General features: G+C 37.0%; 15 protein-coding genes. 5 read left to right on the plus strand and 10 right to left on the minus strand.

The features are described 5' to 3' along the window. Positions 1-52 precede the first annotated feature (52 nt). The 5 genes from JEM65_RS18135 (at position 53) to tnpA (ending at position 5903) form a co-directional block, all read left to right on the plus strand. A complete protein-coding gene (locus JEM65_RS18135) occupies positions 53-1363 on the plus strand; it encodes an amylo-alpha-1,6-glucosidase (RefSeq protein WP_199602729.1) in 1311 nt (436 codons plus the stop codon). Positions 1364-1375: 12 nt separating this feature from the next. Further along, a complete protein-coding gene (locus JEM65_RS18140; protein WP_199602731.1) occupies positions 1376-3022 on the plus strand; it encodes a sodium:solute symporter family transporter in 1647 nt (548 codons plus the stop codon). Positions 3023-3042: 20 nt separating this feature from the next. After that, positions 3043-4170 (plus strand): glycerate kinase, encoded by a 1128-nt coding sequence (locus JEM65_RS18145; RefSeq protein ID WP_199602733.1) that lies wholly within the window; start codon positions 3043-3045, stop codon positions 4168-4170. A 414-nt stretch (positions 4171-4584) separates the two neighbouring features. Then, positions 4585-5592 (plus strand): zinc-binding alcohol dehydrogenase family protein, encoded by a 1008-nt coding sequence (locus JEM65_RS18150; protein WP_199602735.1) that lies wholly within the window; start codon positions 4585-4587, stop codon positions 5590-5592. Between the two features lie 32 nt (positions 5593-5624). Next, a complete protein-coding gene (gene tnpA, locus JEM65_RS18155) occupies positions 5625-5903 on the plus strand; it encodes an IS200/IS605 family transposase (RefSeq protein ID WP_199602737.1) in 279 nt (92 codons plus the stop codon). Between the two features lie 251 nt (positions 5904-6154). Here tnpA and JEM65_RS18160 read toward each other — a convergent pair whose 3' ends face one another. The 10 genes from JEM65_RS18160 to JEM65_RS18205 form a co-directional block, all read right to left on the minus strand. Next, positions 6155-7330 (minus strand): phospholipase D-like domain-containing protein, encoded by a 1176-nt coding sequence (locus JEM65_RS18160; RefSeq protein ID WP_199602739.1) that lies wholly within the window; start codon positions 7328-7330, stop codon positions 6155-6157. Positions 7331-7430: 100 nt separating this feature from the next. After that, positions 7431-8657 carry an MFS transporter gene (locus JEM65_RS18165; RefSeq protein ID WP_199602740.1) on the minus strand — a complete coding sequence of 409 codons (1227 nt, stop codon included), beginning with the start codon at positions 8655-8657 and terminating at the stop codon, positions 7431-7433. Next, a complete protein-coding gene (locus JEM65_RS18170) occupies positions 8658-10790 on the minus strand; it encodes a copper-translocating P-type ATPase (protein ID WP_199602741.1) in 2133 nt (710 codons plus the stop codon). It abuts the gene before it with no gap. A 17-nt stretch (positions 10791-10807) separates the two neighbouring features. After that, a complete protein-coding gene (locus tag JEM65_RS18175; protein WP_199602742.1) occupies positions 10808-11101 on the minus strand; it encodes a phosphoribosylpyrophosphate synthetase in 294 nt (97 codons plus the stop codon). A 78-nt stretch (positions 11102-11179) separates the two neighbouring features. Further along, positions 11180-11776, minus strand: a complete 597-nt coding sequence (locus JEM65_RS18180) for a hypothetical protein (RefSeq protein ID WP_233530729.1) — start codon at positions 11774-11776, stop codon at positions 11180-11182. A 44-nt stretch (positions 11777-11820) separates the two neighbouring features. Continuing rightward, on the minus strand, positions 11821-12714 hold the full coding sequence (locus JEM65_RS18185; RefSeq protein WP_199602744.1) for a ribose-phosphate pyrophosphokinase: 894 nt from the start codon (positions 12712-12714) through the stop codon (positions 11821-11823). 10 nt (positions 12715-12724) lie between these two features. Continuing rightward, the gene (locus tag JEM65_RS18190) at positions 12725-14227 is read right to left on the minus strand and encodes a thymidine phosphorylase family protein (RefSeq protein WP_199602745.1); all 1503 of its coding nucleotides are present in this window, start codon (positions 14225-14227) and stop codon (positions 12725-12727) included. A gap of 29 nt (positions 14228-14256) precedes the next feature. After that, complete coding sequence (locus JEM65_RS18195) at positions 14257-15633, minus strand: MBL fold metallo-hydrolase RNA specificity domain-containing protein (RefSeq protein WP_199602746.1); 1377 nt, start codon at positions 15631-15633, stop codon at positions 14257-14259. 15 nt (positions 15634-15648) lie between these two features. Further along, positions 15649-15903, minus strand: coding sequence for a hypothetical protein (locus JEM65_RS18200; protein ID WP_199602748.1), 255 nt, complete (start codon positions 15901-15903; stop codon positions 15649-15651). A 131-nt stretch (positions 15904-16034) separates the two neighbouring features. Further along, positions 16035-16877, minus strand: coding sequence for a restriction endonuclease (locus tag JEM65_RS18205; protein ID WP_199602749.1), 843 nt, complete (start codon positions 16875-16877; stop codon positions 16035-16037). Positions 16878-16879: the final 2 nt, after the last annotated feature.

The following is a 16879-nucleotide window of genomic DNA, read 5'->3' on the forward strand; positions in this document are numbered from 1 at the left end:
TCATCACTCACAACAGAGCATGACTGGTGAGTTTTATATAAAATTTTTATAGATGGAAAAATTACAAAATAAAGCAAAAAGCGTTTTAAATAAAAACTGGAAAGATGGCTTCAGTGTGCCCTGCGCGAATTTATATCCCTTTCAATGGTTTTGGGATTCAGGTTTTATAGCCATCGGTTTTGCGCATTTTGATATGCCTAAAGCTGAAAAAGAAATAGAAACACTGTTGGATTCTCAATGGGATAACGGATTTATTCCACACATTATATTTCATACCGAGACTGATTCGTATTTCCCTGGTCCCGATTTTCATCAGTCGGATTTGAGTTCGCAAGCTTCTAAAAAATACAAATCTACAGGTATGACACAACCTCCTGTTACAGGTTTTGTGTTGCAGGATATGTATAGGATAAGTAAAGATAAAAAAGCAACTTTAAAATTTATAGAAGGAGTTATTGATAAGGTTTACTTTAACCATAAATATTTCTATGAAAATAGGGATCCAAAAAATGAAGGGCTCGTTTATATTTACCATAACTGGGAATCTGGCACAGACAATTCACCTATTTGGGATGATATTTGGTCGACCATGGATCCACCAGAATACAGTTTTGTTAGAAGAGATACGTCACATGTTGATGCTTCACAACGACCTTCAAAAAGAGAATACGATCACTACTTACACATTATAGATATTGCTAAGGCACATCAGTATCGGGACGAAAAAATAGCGGAATTGTCGCCTTTTTTGGTACAAGACCCACTTTTTAATACCATGCTGATAAAATCCAATCAAAGTTTGATAGATTTATATCAACTTATTGGTAATAATGAAGATAAAATCCAGCAACTTAAAGAGTGGCAGGATAAAGCTATTAAGAGTTTTAACGAAAAATTGTTTGATAAGGATTTAGGTGTTTATATTCATTATGACTTAAGAAATGAAAAACCATTAAGACACATTTCGTCATCATCATTTTCACCGTTGTTTGCCAACATTCCTAGTAAAGAACAAGCGGCATCCTTGGTTAATGTCATGATGGAAAAATTCGGGAATGACGATCAATATCTTTGTGCATCTTTTGACCCGACAAGTGAACGCTTCAATCCAAAAAAGTATTGGCGTGGTCCAGTTTGGGTGAACCTTAACTGGATACTTTATTATGGTTTAAAAAATTATGGATATGTTGATATTGCACAACGTGTAAAAAAAGACACTATTGAAATCATTGAAAAAGCAGGTTTTTATGAGTATTTCGACTCTCGAAAAGAGGAGTACAAAAATGGAAATACAGGTTATGGAGGCAATGATTTCTCATGGAGTGCTGCATTATTGATTGATATGTTGCAAGACAACCACTAAAACTTATAAATTATGAATTGGCTTGACTATAGTATTGTAATTCTTTATATCGGGTTCTTTTTGGGAATGGGCTTTTTCTTTAAAGACAACAAAGATTCCAAAGATTATTTTTTAGGCGGAAAAAGCATGAGTTGGTTTCCGTTAAGCCTTTCTACTATGGCTACCCAATTGTCGGCCATCAGTTTTATTTCAGCACCCGCGTTTGTTGGCCTTAAAGTGGGAGGAGGCATGAAATGGCTCAGCTTTGAGTTTGCTGTTCCGTTAGCGATGATTTTTATCATGATTGTCATCATTCCGCCCTTATTCAAGTCGGGTGTCGTGAGTATTTATGAGTTTGTAGAAAAACGCTTTCACGCTTCCACGCGTTTGGTGTTAAGCATAGTTTTTCAAATAAGTCGTGCGTTGGCTACGGGAGTGATGGTATATGCAGTTGCTATTATTCTCCAGGCCGTTTTAGATATCGATTTTGTTTATACCATTTTGATTATCTCTATTATAACAATCGTTTATTCTTGGCAAGGAGGAATGAAAGCTGTTGTTTATGGAGATGCCATTCAGATGATTGTACTTTTTGCAGGCCTGATTATTTGTTTGTATTATGGATGGAATTTGTTGCAAGAACACGGTGGGTTGCCACAAGGTTTTGACCCGGAACGTTTAAAAGTGATAGATTATAATTTAGGAATTGGTGAAGGCAACGAATATGGCATATTACCTATGCTTTTGGGTGGTTTGTTTTTATATGCTTCCTACTATGGCTGCGACCAAACCCAAGCACAACGCATGTTATCTGCTAAAAACGAAAAAACCATCCGTCAATTATTATTGGCAAACGGATTACTTCGTTTCCCAGTGGTATTGATTTACTGTACTATGGGACTGGTTATTGGTGGCTTGGTTTCCATTGCGCCAGATTTTTTAAATGAAATTTCACTGACCACACAAAAATATTTTCCTGAAGAGTATGCAATAACAGGGATGAAAGTAGATTTAATGTTGCCGGTTTTCATCATAAAATATTTACCTCACGGACTGATAGGAATTTTAATGGTTGGTATTCTTTCGGCAGCCATGTCGTCGTTGAGCTCCACCGTAAATTCGCTGTCAGCAGTCACTGTTGAAGACATCTTTAACAGAGGAAAAGTAAAGTTGAGCAACAAGAAATACATGTTTATTTCAAAAGGTTCCGTAGTATTTTGGGGCGTTGTTTGTATAGCGAGTGCGTTTTTATTTGGTGGCAGTAAGAGTGCAGTTATTGAAATCATAAACGCGGTGAGTTCGGTATTTTACGGTCCTGTATTGGTGACCTTTGTTCTTGCTTTCTTTTCAAAAAAAGTCAATCATATTGGGATGAATGCTGGTATCATTTCGGCTGTAGTTGTTAATCTGATTTTGTCCAAAACCATGCAACAAATATTCAATATAGATTTGGGGATTCACATTTTTTGGATATGGTTAAATGTTACCGGAGTGATTATCTCGTTGGTTGTGGCCTATGTGGTAAGTGCTTTTACCAAAAATGTTGAAGTAAAAGAGATTTCTAATTTTAATGTCGCCATTAAGAAAGAAGATTTTATGGTAAAAGAAGTCTATATTTTGGTGGTCTTTTTTATAGCTATTCTGATATTCAGTTATTTCATACCAACTATTTTTAGTTAAATATCTAATTCAATTTAAAAATGAAGATTGTTCTCGCGCCAGATAAGTTCAAAGGTTCTTTAACAGGAATGCAATTTTGTGATGCCGTAGAAAAAGGTTTTAAAGAGATTTTGCCGTCTACAGAATTCATAAAGTTACCATTGGCCGATGGTGGCGACGGCACGATTCAAATTTTAGAATACCATTTAAAAGGGAAACGTCTTAAAGTTAAGGTGAATGACCCGTTATTTAGAGAAATTGAAGCCTCCTATCTTTATATGGACGCTACAAAAACCGCTTTTATTGAAATGGCGGAAGCTTCAGGAATGTATCTTTTAAAGCCTGAAGAGCAAAATTGTTTTTATACCACCACTTTAGGCACTGGAGAGTTGATATTGGATGCTATCAATAAAGGTGCTACAACCATTATTTTAGGAATTGGCGGTAGCGCTACCAATGATTGTGGGATTGGTATGGCAACTGCATTAGGTTATAGATTTGAAGATGCGCGTGGTAAGGAACTAAAACCTATCGGGAAGAATTTATCGAAAATAAGGATGATTAATACCAGTTATGCCATAGGTGCCTTAAAATCTGTTAATTTTAAAGTTGCCTGTGACGTAACAAATCCGTTATACGGAAAAGATGGTGCCGCATTTGTGTACGCGCCTCAAAAAGGAGCATCAGAAGTTGAAATAAAAGAATTAGATAAAGGGCTTAAAAATATCGCAAAACTGTTTAAAAGGCAATTTGTTATGGATGTTCAGAATATAAAAGGTGCTGGTGCAGCAGGAGGTATGGGAGCTGGCACATCAGTATTTTTAAATGCTGAATTAAAATCTGGAATTGATTTGGTAAAAAGTTTAGTGGCTTTTGATGAAAAAATAAAAGGCGCCGATTGGATTATTACTGGCGAAGGTAAGTTGGATTCTCAAACACTATCAGGTAAAACAATCCAAGGTGTTTTAGAATCGGCGAAAGCTTTTAACATCAAAGTAGCCGCTTTTTGTGGTGCTATTGATTTGGATGATAAAACAGCAAAGCGTTTTGGTATAGATTATAAGGACGCTGTTTTAAACCATGCCAAAAATTTAGAAGATGGCATTAAAAACGGTTATGATTATATAAATGGAATGGCTAAACTTTTTGCAAGTGGATTTTTGAAATAAACATCACAACTTTGAAATTAAAATATGGAATTATTTCCTTTATAATGTGAACCCAATTACTGTTACCGAATATAGGGTGGGAATAAGTTAAAAACAATACTAAATAAAAATACAATCAAAAAAGTATAGGTGAATCTTGGGAGATTTCGGATATTGAAGACAACGAAACGCTTGTGTGCCAGGGTGATTTGAATGGAAGAACACTGAAGAGTTTGATTGAAAAATTCAAAAGCTATTTTGTTGGTAAAATGTTTATGAAACCTTTGTGTAGTGGAATATTTATTTTTCAGTATAATTAATCATAACATTTAAGTTTACAAGAAGTTCAGATTTTAAAAAGGCTACCGAAAGACCGCACAAAACACCGAAAGAAATATTGAAGTAAATAAAATTGGTAATTAAACAAATAGTACTATGAAAGCAATAGGATACAAAAAAAACCTTCCAATAGAACATATTGAATCGTTACAAGACATAGAGTTAGACACACCGAAAGCCATGGGTAGAGATATATTAGTAGAAATAAAGGCGATATCTGTAAATCCAGTCGATTATAAAGTTCGAGCCGGAATGCCCGTTGAAGGAGATGGCTGGAAAGTTATTGGTTGGGATGCAGCCGGAATTGTAAAAGAAGTTGGCGAAGATGTTAGCTTATTTAAGGTTGGAGATGAAGTTTGGTATGCTGGCGATTTTACACGGCAAGGTAGTTATGCACAATACCAAATAGTAGACGAACGTATTGTGGGTAAAAAACCATCAAGTATATCTTTTGTGGAAGCTGCTGCCTTGCCATTGACAACACTTACCGCTTGGGAACTATTATTTGATAGGCTACAAGTGACTACCGACGATGCTAATAAATCTCTTTTAGTTATTGGTGCCGCTGGTGGTGTAGGTTCAATTTTAGTTCAATTGGCTAAAAAGCTAACAAAACTGAACATCATTGGCACAGCTTCCAGAGAAGAAACCACCTCTTGGTTGAAAGAATTGGGTGCAGATTCAGTCATTAACCATAGACATAAATTAAGTGAAGAGTTTGAAAAGTATCAACTTCCTGCCCCAGATTACGTGGTAAGTTTAAATGGTACCGAGCAGCACGCAGAAGAGATTGTAAAAGTAATAAAACCTCAAGGTAAGTTTGGATTTATTGATGACCCTAAATCCATGAACGTCATGCCTTTTAAACATAAAGCAGTTTCAACACATATAGAATTTATGTTTGCCAGATCCATGTTTCAAACAGAAGATATGCAAGAGCAACACAACATTTTAAATGAAGTGTCTACACTCATAGACAACGGAACCATTAAAACTACTTTAGGCGAAAATTTCGGAATTATTAATGCTGAAAATCTTCGTAAAGCACATGCTTTCCTAGAAACAGGAAAGGCAAAAGGTAAAATAGTTTTAGAAGGATTTTAATTTACCTTAAAAACCCACCTGGTTAGCAGGAATTGGTTGAGCAAGATATAAGAATGCTCTGTGAATGGAAGAGGTGTGAGGTTGAGGAGCTGCATGTTCAAGAGGATCATATTCATTTGTTGGTTTCAGTTCCACCCAAAGTTTCTATCTCAAAGTTGATGGCTACTTTAAAGGGTAAGACTGCGATAAAACTGTTCAAGAGTTATCCCAAACTGAAAAAGAAACCTTATTGGCGCAATCACTTTTGGGCTCGTGGTTATTTTGTGAGTACCGTTGGATTAGATGAGAAAATGATTAAAAAACATGTCTAATACCAAGAGAAAGAAGAAAAGCGGATTGAGGATCAACAACAAAGGTTTGGTTTTTGACCAATGCCCCTCTCGCCCGCTATGGGGCTATCTAAAGCCACCTTCTTAGAAGGTGTGATTTTTAATTATTTTAAAGTTCTGTTTTGATTATCAATTTTGTCCTTGTTTTTCCCAATCTTCGCATGATTTAAATTGTTATATAGCTTTTGAGCATATAACATGTCGGTGGACAAGACTTTATAGCCTGTAGTTTTTTAAAACCTTAGATGTGGAATAAAAGTGAGAAAAAGCATAGATGTGCGTACAATTTGATAAGAAACCCAAGCGGTTAAAATTTTAAACATCCCTGTTCTTTCTCTAAGGGTGTCCAATGTAATTTCACTACACTCGTTTATAACCTTTTCAAAGTTTGAGTGAAGGTTTTTAGCAAATTCGACGGATTGAATTTCTACGTTCATTTCAATACTTCCATAACAGCTAAGACTGTTCAGATTAAACGAGCCTACAATAGACCATTTGTTATCTATCATAGCTGCTTTGCCATGTACTACAGATTTGTTCCACTCATATATCTTAATATTTTGACCAAGTAAAGATGCATACAAATGTTCTGTTGCTCTGCGCACTAATGGTACATCGCTAATGCCTGCTAAAATTATTTTTGTTTTTATTCCTTTGGTACTAGCTTTTTTCAATGCCTTTGTCAATTTGCTTCCTGGCAAGAAATACGAGGCTACAATAACTATTTCCTTTTCGGCATTATTAATAGCTCTTGTGTAGGCATCACAAACTTCTGTTTTTCCTTGCAGCCAATCATTTTGTAAAACTCCAATACGAGCATCACCAGCAGAATGTAAAACTGGTAGTATTTTTCTAGAACTTCCCTTTTTGAAGAAATAATCGTGACATAGTTTTTGTAAATCTTCTGCAGCAGGACAATATAATTGTACTGCGTAATCAAGCCAGGGTTCGGTATTCTTGTTTCCATGATATTTATCACCAATATTAATACCACCAATCAGTGCCATACTTCCATCGGCTACAACAACTTTATGATGCATACGTCTACCTATATAAAAATTATTTAGGGAAAATAAAGGAGAGAAAAACCTCAGTTGAATACCGTGTTGCTGTAAATCCTGAACAAAACCATCGGAAAGTGAGGCACTGCCATAGGCATCCAATAAAATATAAACATTAACGTTTCTCAGAGCAGCCTTTTTCAGGCATTCGGCGATGGTATTGCCAGTGCCATCATTTTCAAAAATGTAAGTTTGTAAATAAATGTCTTTTTTTGCTTTGTTAATTATTTCCTTTAGTCTCAAAAAATAATCTTCTCCTGAATGTACTAGCTTAATATATTCTGTGTTTTCAGTTACATTTTTAAAACCCACTTTACTCTGTGTTTTAGTTTTTGATTTATTGTGCATCTCTATGCTTTTATTGTTTCCTGTTTTAAATTATTAGTTGATTGTAATTAAAAACTTATTAGCTAAAATATTTTGAGCTGGGATATAAGTTAGATGGACCTTAATTAATCACTTTATTATGCCGTTTCAACAAATGAACTAGTCCCATAGCAACCAAAACAATGATTCCAGCAATTATGAAGGGATAGTAAAAACCGCCTGTAATCAGCCAAGTTCCTAAAATAGGCCCTAGAATCTGACCAATACTATTTGTCGAACTTTGTATGGAAATGTTCCTGCCAATATTTTTGTTTGATATTAATGAAACCGCAGAAAGTAAATTTGGTGTTACCATTGCACCTCCAGCAGCAAAAACAACGATTAATCCATAGACCAAAAATTCATTGTTAAAAAATGGAAAGGCAATTAAGGATAACCCGGATATAAATAATCCTAGAGCAATTTGTTTCTTTGTGGATAGAAGCTTCTCTCCGTAAGTTGCAAATACAGGCTGTAAAACAGCCATTATTGAACCACAAAGCATAAAACCAAAACCAACTTGATTACTGTTAAATCCCAATTCATCTTTACCATAGATTGAAAAGACAGTTTCAAATAGCGTCACCACAAATTGGATGATAAACGATAGCACTAGTAATACTATAAAATATTTAGTAAATGTGAAACGTAAACTTGCTTTTTGTGTTGTAAATTTATGTGCACGAGCTGTGTTTTTAAGCCATTTCATAACAACGAATAGGACTATCAACCCTAGTAAGGCAACGAATAAAAATGGCACAGAAAATCGGTCTAAATGTAGCAAACCAATTCTATATTTTATATGAATGTTAGTTTGTGACAGAAAGCCACCAATGACAGGACCAAAAATAACCCCAGAGCTAATGGCAACACCAGACCAAGCCATTATTTTTGTTCTCCGTTTTTCAGAAGTAATATCGCTTAAATAGGCGTTGCTTACTGGAATAACTGCAGATGTAAAAACACCTCCAAAAATTCGGGCGATATAGAGCATTGTCAAGGACGTGGCAAGACCAGTAAGTAATTGCATAATTACAAATCCCACCAGACCACAAATAATAATAGGTTTGCGACCATATTTATCTGAAAGCTTTCCCCAAACCACCACGAATAGTAACTGGAAAAATGGGTAAATGCTTGTGAGCAATCCAATATGGAAATTGATTGAATCGGTATCGAGATTCTCTTTTAATGCTAATCTTTCGGTATAGTAGGGGAGGGTTGGTAATAAAATGCCATAGCCCAACATCACTACAAATAAACTCAACAGGATTAAAAATATCCTGTTGAGTTTTTCTTTCCTTTTCATTTATTTTTTACCAATTTTTCGCTTTAATAATTGCGCATTAATGGCCACAATTATGGTGCTTAAACTCATAAATACAGCTCCTACTGCTGGTCCTAATACAAACCCAGAAGAATATAGAACGCCGGCAGCTAATGGAATGGCCACGACATTATATCCTGTTGCCCATATTAAGTTCTGAATCATTTTATTGTAGGTAGCCTTGCCGAATAAAATTAGATTGGCAATATCCTGTGGATTGCTATTTACCAAGATAATATCGGCTGTTTCAGCAGCTACATCTGTACCAGAACCAACGGCAATACCAACGTTTGCTTGTGCCAAGGCGGGTGCGTCGTTTACACCATCTCCAGTCATGGCCACGAATTCCCCTTTTTCTTGCAATTCTTTAACGATTTCTACTTTTTGATGTGGTAAGACTTCAGCATAATAGCCATCCAAACCAAGTTTATCGCTGACCGCTTTTGCTGTAATTTCATTATCTCCAGTTGCCATCAAGACTTTGATGTTGTTCTTTTTGAATATTTTGATAGCTTCGGCAGATTCTGGTCTTATTTCATCAGCTAGGGCTATATATCCCGCTAGTTGCCCATCAATTAATACAAATACAACAGTTTCAGCAGCATCACTATAAGCATCTTCAGGAATAGTGATTTTTTCATCTCTTAAATAACCAGGGCTAACTACTTTTATTTGCTTACCTTCTACATTGGCCTCCACGCCTTTGCCGGTAATCGCGTTAAAGTTTTCAAGTTTTGGGATGGTCATATTATCTTCTTTCACTTTCTTAATGATACCGACCGCAATTGGATGCTCAGAACTTTGTTCCAATGCACTGGAGAGTCGCAAAATTTCTTCGGTTGAATACGATGTGTTCACAGATTCAATTCGGGTAACCCCAAAATCCCCTTTGGTCAATGTTCCAGTTTTGTCAAAAAGCAGCACTGAAATTTTACGTGATTCCTCAAAGGCAGTTCTATTCCTAATTAACAAGCCGTTTTGTGCAGATACTGCGGTAGAAATGGCAACTACCAGCGGAATTGCAAGACCAAGTGCGTGTGGACAAGCAATGACCATAACCGTTACCATCCGCTCCAATGCATATACAAATGGGAAGCCTAAAATCAACCAAACTGCCAATGTTCCAAAACCAATAGCTAAGGCGATATAAGTCAACCATTTTGCTGCCCTGTCGGAAAGGTTTTGCATTTTGGACTTGGTTTTTTGAGCTTCCTCTACCATTTTGATGACTTTGTTGAGGTAGCTGTCTTTTCCTGTATGCTCTACTTTAACCTTTATGCTACCATTACCGTTAACGGACCCTCCAATTACTTTATCTTTTTCTTCTTTTTTTACTGGTTTCGATTCTCCGGTAAGCATAGATTCGTTTAAATAACTTGAGCCTTCTATAATGATCCCATCGGCAGGAACTTTCTCTCCGGGCTTGACCAAAATGATGTCATCTATTAATAAATCTTCCAATGAAATATCTTCAATGATATCTCCTTTTACGCGATGTGCTTCGGCCGGCATCATACTTACCAATAGTTGTAATGCTTTGGACGCTCCAAGTACGCTTTTCATTTCTATCCAGTGACCTACAAGCATAATAGCGATAAGTGTAGCCAGTTCCCAGAAAAAGTCGACACCTTTTAAACCAAATACCGTAGCCGAGCTATACACATAAGCTACTGTGATAGCCATTGCAATAAGCGTCATCATCCCGGGTGCTGCTTTTTTGACTTCAGACAGGAATCCTTTTAAAAACGGCCAGCCACCATAGAAATAGACCACCGAGGAAAGTGCAAATAGGATATATTGGTTTCCTGGAAGCAGGAACTCATACCCGATAAAATCCTGAATCATGGGCGAGAAGAACAGTATTGGGATGGTAAGTACAAGCGTTACCCAAAACCGTTTTCTAAAGTCGGCAATCATCATTTTATGATGGTCGTGTCCCATTTGTCCGTGCCCTGGATTGTGACCCGAGTGGTCATCTTTACCATGGTTCATTTTAGAATGATCTTCCTTGCTGTGATCCATCTTTGAGTGATCCATTTTTGAATGGTTTTCTTTGCCGTGGTCCATCTTTGAGTGGTCCTTTATTTTGTCCTTGTGATCTTTGTGATTGTCCATATTGTTCTATTTAAGTGTTATCGTAATTTTTTCCGCATTGCTTCCGAAATATTTTCGGCATACACGCCGTAAGCATCTACCAAAAGACCCTTGATGCCGTTTTTGGAAGAAATAGCATATAAAATGCTATTGTCATCGGTACTGCTCATTCCTTCAAAACGGCATATTTTGTCCACTTCAAAATCTTCGGGATGGATTTCCAGTTCTAAGGAGGCACATTCCAGGACGTGAGACTTCAGGTTAAAATCATAAGTGTAGCCCTTGTCTATTAGGGTGTTAATGGCTTCGGAAAGAGTATCATAATTTTTCATCTGATATTTTTTTTGATCATCCCTTCGATCTTTTCTGATAGTTGGTCATGATTGTTTTATTAATTGCCCATTATGGGCTTATTTATAGTTCATTGTAAAATAACTACCATCGACTTCGGTAAATTTCTGAAAGGTCAATAAACCTTTTCCATTTAATTTCTCGTTAACGGTATAGTTGAGTTGCTTAATGCGAATTCCCCATGCATAGGCCTTAATATTAATTTTTGATTTAAGATTGGTTTTATTATCCACCAATTTCCGGTCGTAAATCTTTATCGTGCTTTTTGAACCAAAGAAATTTAACAAGCCCGAATCAAAACTCATTTCCAATTCAATATCCTCCAGGTTATCCAAATCGTATAATTCTTTAAATTTTTTTGAAGTCGTGTTGATTTCAGTTTCCTTTGACTTTGGGTTGGAAAACGGAAAAGCCATTACCATTATACTGGCTTCATCAGGTTTACAGCGATAGGTGGTGGTGTATTTGTCGGTAGTTTTTTTGTCCTTGTCAAACAGTTGTGTGATTACCTCAATTTCATAATATCCATTTTTCTCAATAATTTTTCCCGCTTCAAAAGTTTGTTTGTTTAAAAAAGCACCTTCCTCATCAAAATTTTCCCGAACTACGATTCTGCCTGAAACCTGCCCAATGAGCATTTCGGTTTGTCCAGTCATTGTAAGATTGAATAAAAGAAAAAATAGAATGAAGCTTTGTTTTTTCATATGTGACGCATCAATTTTTCAACTTCTTTTGCCATTATATCGCTCAAATCAATAGCATTTGAAGAATGGGGGATGGTATTACAAGTTACTATTTTTTTCACTCCAGAATCGAGCAAGTCCTGATAGGCATTACCGGAAAAAACAGCGTGAATTCCAACTAATATTGGAGGTTTCATCCCCGCTTCTTTTAAATGCTTTACAGTTTCAATCATTGTACGCGCGGTAGAAATAATATCATCCACTAAAATAGGTGTGGCATCCTTGTATTTATTTACATCTGGAACCGAGACTTCCACATCACGGTCGCCGTGACGCACTTTCTGTAAAACAGTAAAAGGTACACCTGCATTTTTAGCAACTTCAGAAACCCATTGCTCACTTTCAGAATCGGGGCCAATAAGAACAGGGTTTTCAACATTTTCCTTTATCCATTCTGAAATAGCATTGGCTGCGTGAATGACCTTATTGGGGATGTGATAGACTTCGCCCAAAGAGCTTATCCTATGCAAGTGAGGATCTACAGTGATAATACTATCGGCGAAACCTGAAATCAATTTCCCGAAAAAACCAGAAGTAACGCCTTCACCTTCATTAAATATTTTGTCCTGACGCATATAGGCGAGATATGGTGCAACCAAACAGGTACACATCGCGCCGAGCGATTTTGCGGTATAACTCATAAAATAGAGTGGTAACAATTTTTCGTCTGGTTCGTGTAAGGTGCAGACCAATACGACACATTTATCCTTTACATCAGATAATATACGCGTATAGGATTCCCCATCCGGGAATTTTCGAAATGTAGCTTTGCCCACTTCGGCATCCATTTTCTTCGCCAAAAGTTCTGTGAGCTTTTCATTTCCGGGAAGGCTGAATAATATTGTTTGCATAGTGTCTTTTTTAAATTATGGTTATAATATCGTTATGGTTATTTTTATACTCCATAGCATAGTTAAGTTCGCCATTGGATTCTGCGTATATAGTATATAGTAATTGGTTCTCTTTGATAATATCTTCCAAATGGATATTTAAAAGAATCCCTGCCGATTTAGATTGAGGTGCACCCGAAAGTTTGGCAAGTTTTGCAATCTTTCTGTTATCAATCCTTTCTAAAACTCCTGAATTTTCTGCTCTAATCTCGATTTTATAGGGTGCTAAAACAGGTTTTGAAAAGCGGCCTTGGGCTTTACAAATGGCGATAAATTTTTCATAAGCTTTTCCAGATTCGAGTGCTTTTTGTGCAGTTCTCCTTCCTTTTCCTTTTTCAACTTTTCCAGAAAGTTCCATTAGTTCCCCTGCCAAAAACAACGCTCTTTCCACTAGGTCTTTGGGTGCATCAGCTTCATTTTTCAAAACCTTTAATATATCGATGGCTTCTAAAGTAGGACCAATACCTCTTCCAACGGGTTGCGTACCATCGGTAATAACAACTTTCACATTAAGCCCAACAGCGTTACCCACGGTTTCCATATGATTTTTTAGTTTCTGAGCCATTTCGGTACTGCGTACTTTGGCGGTTTCGCCCACAGGAATATCAATAACGACGTGTGTGGATCCTGCCGCAGCTTTTTTGGAAAGTACCGAAGCGATGAGCTGACCTTCGCTATCAATATCCAAGGCTTTTTCAATTTTAATAAGCATATCATCAGCAGGGCTTAATTGCGCCGTGCCACCCCACACGATACATCCACTTTCTTTTTCTACTACAGCCTTTATTTCTTCTAAAGAGAGCGCCACATTGGTCATTACTTCCATAGTATCTGCTGTGCCGGCTGGAGAGGTGATGGCTCGTGACGATGTTTTGGGCATCGTAAGCCCATAAGCGGCAACGATGGCAACTATTAATGGTGTGGTTCTATTGCCAGGTAATCCGCCAATGCAATGCTTATCTACCACGATTTCTTTGTCCCAATTCATTTGCTTACCAGAGGCTATCATTGCCTTGGTAAGGTCAGATATTTCGTCAATATCCAATCGGTCACCAGCACAGGCTGTAATAAATGCAGAAAGGTGGATGTTGGAATAGTCGCCTTCAACGATATCGGTTATGATTTCATTAAATGCTGAATAATCCAATTTTTGGTTATATATTTTGGCCCTGACGTGGCTTAATGATTCAATAGGTTCCAAGTGCGAAACATATAAGGTTTCATTTTCGGAGACATTCAACTTTTTTGCCGCTGCATCAGACAGTCCGATTTCGTTGGGCAACAGCATATCTGAATTGATTATGTTAAGGCTTGCCACGATAGAGTGGGTGGCATATGATATTCTTATTCTTGTGAGTGCCTCAAACCCTTCAGAAATACAGACGTGGCAGTCTTCATGCATATACACCACGTTTTCGTTTTGGGTATAAATACCGAGATGTTTGTATTTTAATATATTCGCGTGTTGTTCCATAATATTTCAATTTTCTGGATTTCCAAAACCTATTCTATTTCTTCAATGCTATATAATTGCGGGATTTCAGCGTCCCAGCCATAGATCTCCTTTATGTCTTTCTGTAGGGCTTCTGCACCTTCTTTTTCACCGTGTATAATAAAAATCCGCTCTGGTTTATTTTTTATTTTGCCCATCCAATCCATAAGTTCAGCGTGGTCTGCGTGTGCCGACAGTCCTTCAATTTCTGCAACTTCCATATGAAACGGCACCCATTTTCCGTACACTTTCAATTCCTTATCACCTTCCAATAATTTTCTTCCCCGAGTTCCTTCGGCCTGATAACCCACAAAGAGCAAAGTGTTGTTTGAATTTTGTGCCTGGGTTTCGAGATAGTTGAGCATTCTTCCGCCAGTAAGCATTCCGCTTCCTGCAATCACGATTTTTGGTTTGTTATCGGTTCGTAATTCCATAGTTTCCCGATAACTGCTTACGACCGTAAAATGTGAACACATTTCATCACATTCATTATCTTCCAATCTGTGCCAATCCCTCGTGCGATGAAACAATTCCAATACACTAGCCCCCATTGGGCTATCCATTATCATTTGAACTTTTGGAATTTTCTTTGCTTTCAATAATTTCCAAAAAATCAGCATCATTAGTTGGGCACGTTCTACTGAAAAACTTGGAACGAATAAGCTTCCTCCTTTATTAATGGTGTCGTTGACCAATTTTTCAATCTGCGGAAGTGCTTCCACTTCATCCGGATGAAACCTTCCACCATAAGTGGATTCAATGAAAAGTACATCCGCCTTTTTTGGTTTCAGAGGTGGATAGAGCAATAAATCGTTCGCTCTTCCAATATCTCCTGAAAAGACAAAACGTTTTCCGTGTATATCCAACTCAATGTAAGTTGCACCTAGAATATGTCCGTTGTATTGGAAACGAGCTCTTATACCATCAAATAACGGAATCCATTGTGCTTGTGGAATGCCCTTAAAATGTGGAACAGTTTTTTCTACATCTTTTAAGTCGTATAATGGTTCTGCTGGACTATGCTTTGAATAACCTTCCTTATTGGCACGTTCGGCTTCTTGTTCTTGAATTTTCGCACTATCGTTCAAAATGATTTTTGCAATATCCAACGTTGGATTGGTACCATAAATAGGGCCATTAAATCCTTGTTTGACCAGTCTTGGTAAATATCCTGTGTGGTCCAAATGGCCGTGTGTAAGCAAGACCATATCAATTTCTGAAACTTCCACAGGCGGATATTCCCAGTTTTTAAGGCGTAATTCCTTTAGCCCTTGAAAAAGTCCGCAGTCTATCAGTATTTTTTTATCTCCTGTGTCCACTAAATATTTTGAGCCGGTTACTGTACCTGCTGCTCCCAAAAAGTGGATGTTTATTTTAGCGTTTTTCATTTTTATAGTATTTATTTAGTGTCCACTACAACAAGAGGTGGTGTTTCCTTTGTCTTGGCTAGATGCGCTCATTTCCGCTATTTCATTGTATAGATTACGGGAATCTTCTTTGATAAGAAGCGCCAACTTCTTTATGGATTTGGGTTCAAAATTTACCATCCCCAATAATATTTCAAGAGCCTCTTCAAGTAGTTTTGGGTCATCCTCCAAGGCTTGGTAAAATGGTTCGAAATCTATGCTATCCTGTGGTTTCAATTCTCTAGTTTTCATCTGTTTAAATTTTATTGTTATTTATCAGTCATATGTAATTCGCCTTTATAAATCTCGATTGGTATCAAGAATTGTTATGGCTCATTTCATAAGTTCTGTTTTAAGATTGTTAAGCATTTTATCATTAATCATTAAGTGCTTTTACATAGCGCTTCTGAATCTTCTAAAATCTTTTTGTGTCTTTTTTTGTCAATTTCCATCTGCTCCAATAGCGTAGGGTTTTCGTAAAGCTCTTTACAGAGCACAATGCCTTTATCCAATAACTTTGTTTTTTCGGCTTTAGTGAGAGTTGTTAAGGCCGTTATCGGATGTAATCCCAACTTATCTATTCTATTTTTTAAACCGTTTCCCATAGGGTAATCCCAACTAGTCATTAACATTCCCACACATTTTCCGTACTGTATTGCATCTGTTGTAAAACGCGTGTTGGTGTACACGCCTCCTTTATGAAGTTTTGATTCGTGGTCTTGTTGATGTTCCCATTGTTTCTCTACATCCAAAAATCTTGAATGGATATATAACGGAATCTTTACATTGCAAAATCGTCCTTGATCGCTATGGTATTTACATTCAATCATATAATGGTTGTTGTCTTTTTGAGCTATCACATCTACTTCGTGCTGCACACAATTACCCTGTACAATCACACCAACTTTTGTTATATACCCTTCATGCGTAAATAGTTTTCCTACCAATTTTTCAAAAGGATAACCAGTAGGTCCCAGTTCCATCAAGGCTTTTTTGAGTTTGTATTTTGAGGCACTTACACGTGATTTACCCTTTAGCATCTTGAATGCCAATTGGTAGATCTTTTTGGTGGTCATTCCTTCTTCAATCTGCTCTTGTACCATACGGGCTATATCCTGAACAATATCCTCATCTGCCTGTGAGCGCCGCAGTGAATTGATCAGTTTGTTGACATCAAAAGCTTGGTATTCACCGGAATATTTTTTTATTAGAACTGATTTTTTCATCG

This window comes from Gelidibacter salicanalis (assembly GCF_016469035.1).
GTDB lineage: Bacteria > Bacteroidota > Bacteroidia > Flavobacteriales > Flavobacteriaceae > Gelidibacter > Gelidibacter salicanalis_A.

What these genes read in the sequence shown, in the direction of transcription:
- JEM65_RS18135 (WP_199602729.1), top strand. Translation starts at nt 53, where the DNA reads ATGGAAAAATTACAAAATAAAGCAAAAAGCGTTTTAAATAAAAACTGG.
- JEM65_RS18140 (WP_199602731.1), top strand. Translation starts at nt 1,376, where the DNA reads ATGAATTGGCTTGACTATAGTATTGTAATTCTTTATATCGGGTTCTTT.
- JEM65_RS18145 (WP_199602733.1), top strand. Translation starts at nt 3,043, where the DNA reads ATGAAGATTGTTCTCGCGCCAGATAAGTTCAAAGGTTCTTTAACAGGA.
- JEM65_RS18150 (WP_199602735.1), top strand. Translation starts at nt 4,585, where the DNA reads ATGAAAGCAATAGGATACAAAAAAAACCTTCCAATAGAACATATTGAA.
- JEM65_RS18160 (WP_199602739.1), bottom strand. Translation starts at nt 7,330, where the DNA reads ATGCACAATAAATCAAAAACTAAAACACAGAGTAAAGTGGGTTTTAAA.
- JEM65_RS18165 (WP_199602740.1), bottom strand. Translation starts at nt 8,657, where the DNA reads ATGAAAAGGAAAGAAAAACTCAACAGGATATTTTTAATCCTGTTGAGT.
- JEM65_RS18170 (WP_199602741.1), bottom strand. Translation starts at nt 10,790, where the DNA reads ATGGACAATCACAAAGATCACAAGGACAAAATAAAGGACCACTCAAAG.
- JEM65_RS18175 (WP_199602742.1), bottom strand. Translation starts at nt 11,101, where the DNA reads ATGAAAAATTATGATACTCTTTCCGAAGCCATTAACACCCTAATAGAC.
- JEM65_RS18180 (WP_233530729.1), bottom strand. Translation starts at nt 11,776, where the DNA reads ATGACTGGACAAACCGAAATGCTCATTGGGCAGGTTTCAGGCAGAATC.
- JEM65_RS18185 (WP_199602744.1), bottom strand. Translation starts at nt 12,714, where the DNA reads ATGCAAACAATATTATTCAGCCTTCCCGGAAATGAAAAGCTCACAGAA.
- JEM65_RS18190 (WP_199602745.1), bottom strand. Translation starts at nt 14,227, where the DNA reads ATGGAACAACACGCGAATATATTAAAATACAAACATCTCGGTATTTAT.
- JEM65_RS18195 (WP_199602746.1), bottom strand. Translation starts at nt 15,633, where the DNA reads ATGAAAAACGCTAAAATAAACATCCACTTTTTGGGAGCAGCAGGTACA.
- JEM65_RS18200 (WP_199602748.1), bottom strand. Translation starts at nt 15,903, where the DNA reads ATGAAAACTAGAGAATTGAAACCACAGGATAGCATAGATTTCGAACCA.
- JEM65_RS18205 (WP_199602749.1), bottom strand. Translation starts at nt 16,877, where the DNA reads ATGAAAAAATCAGTTCTAATAAAAAAATATTCCGGTGAATACCAAGCT.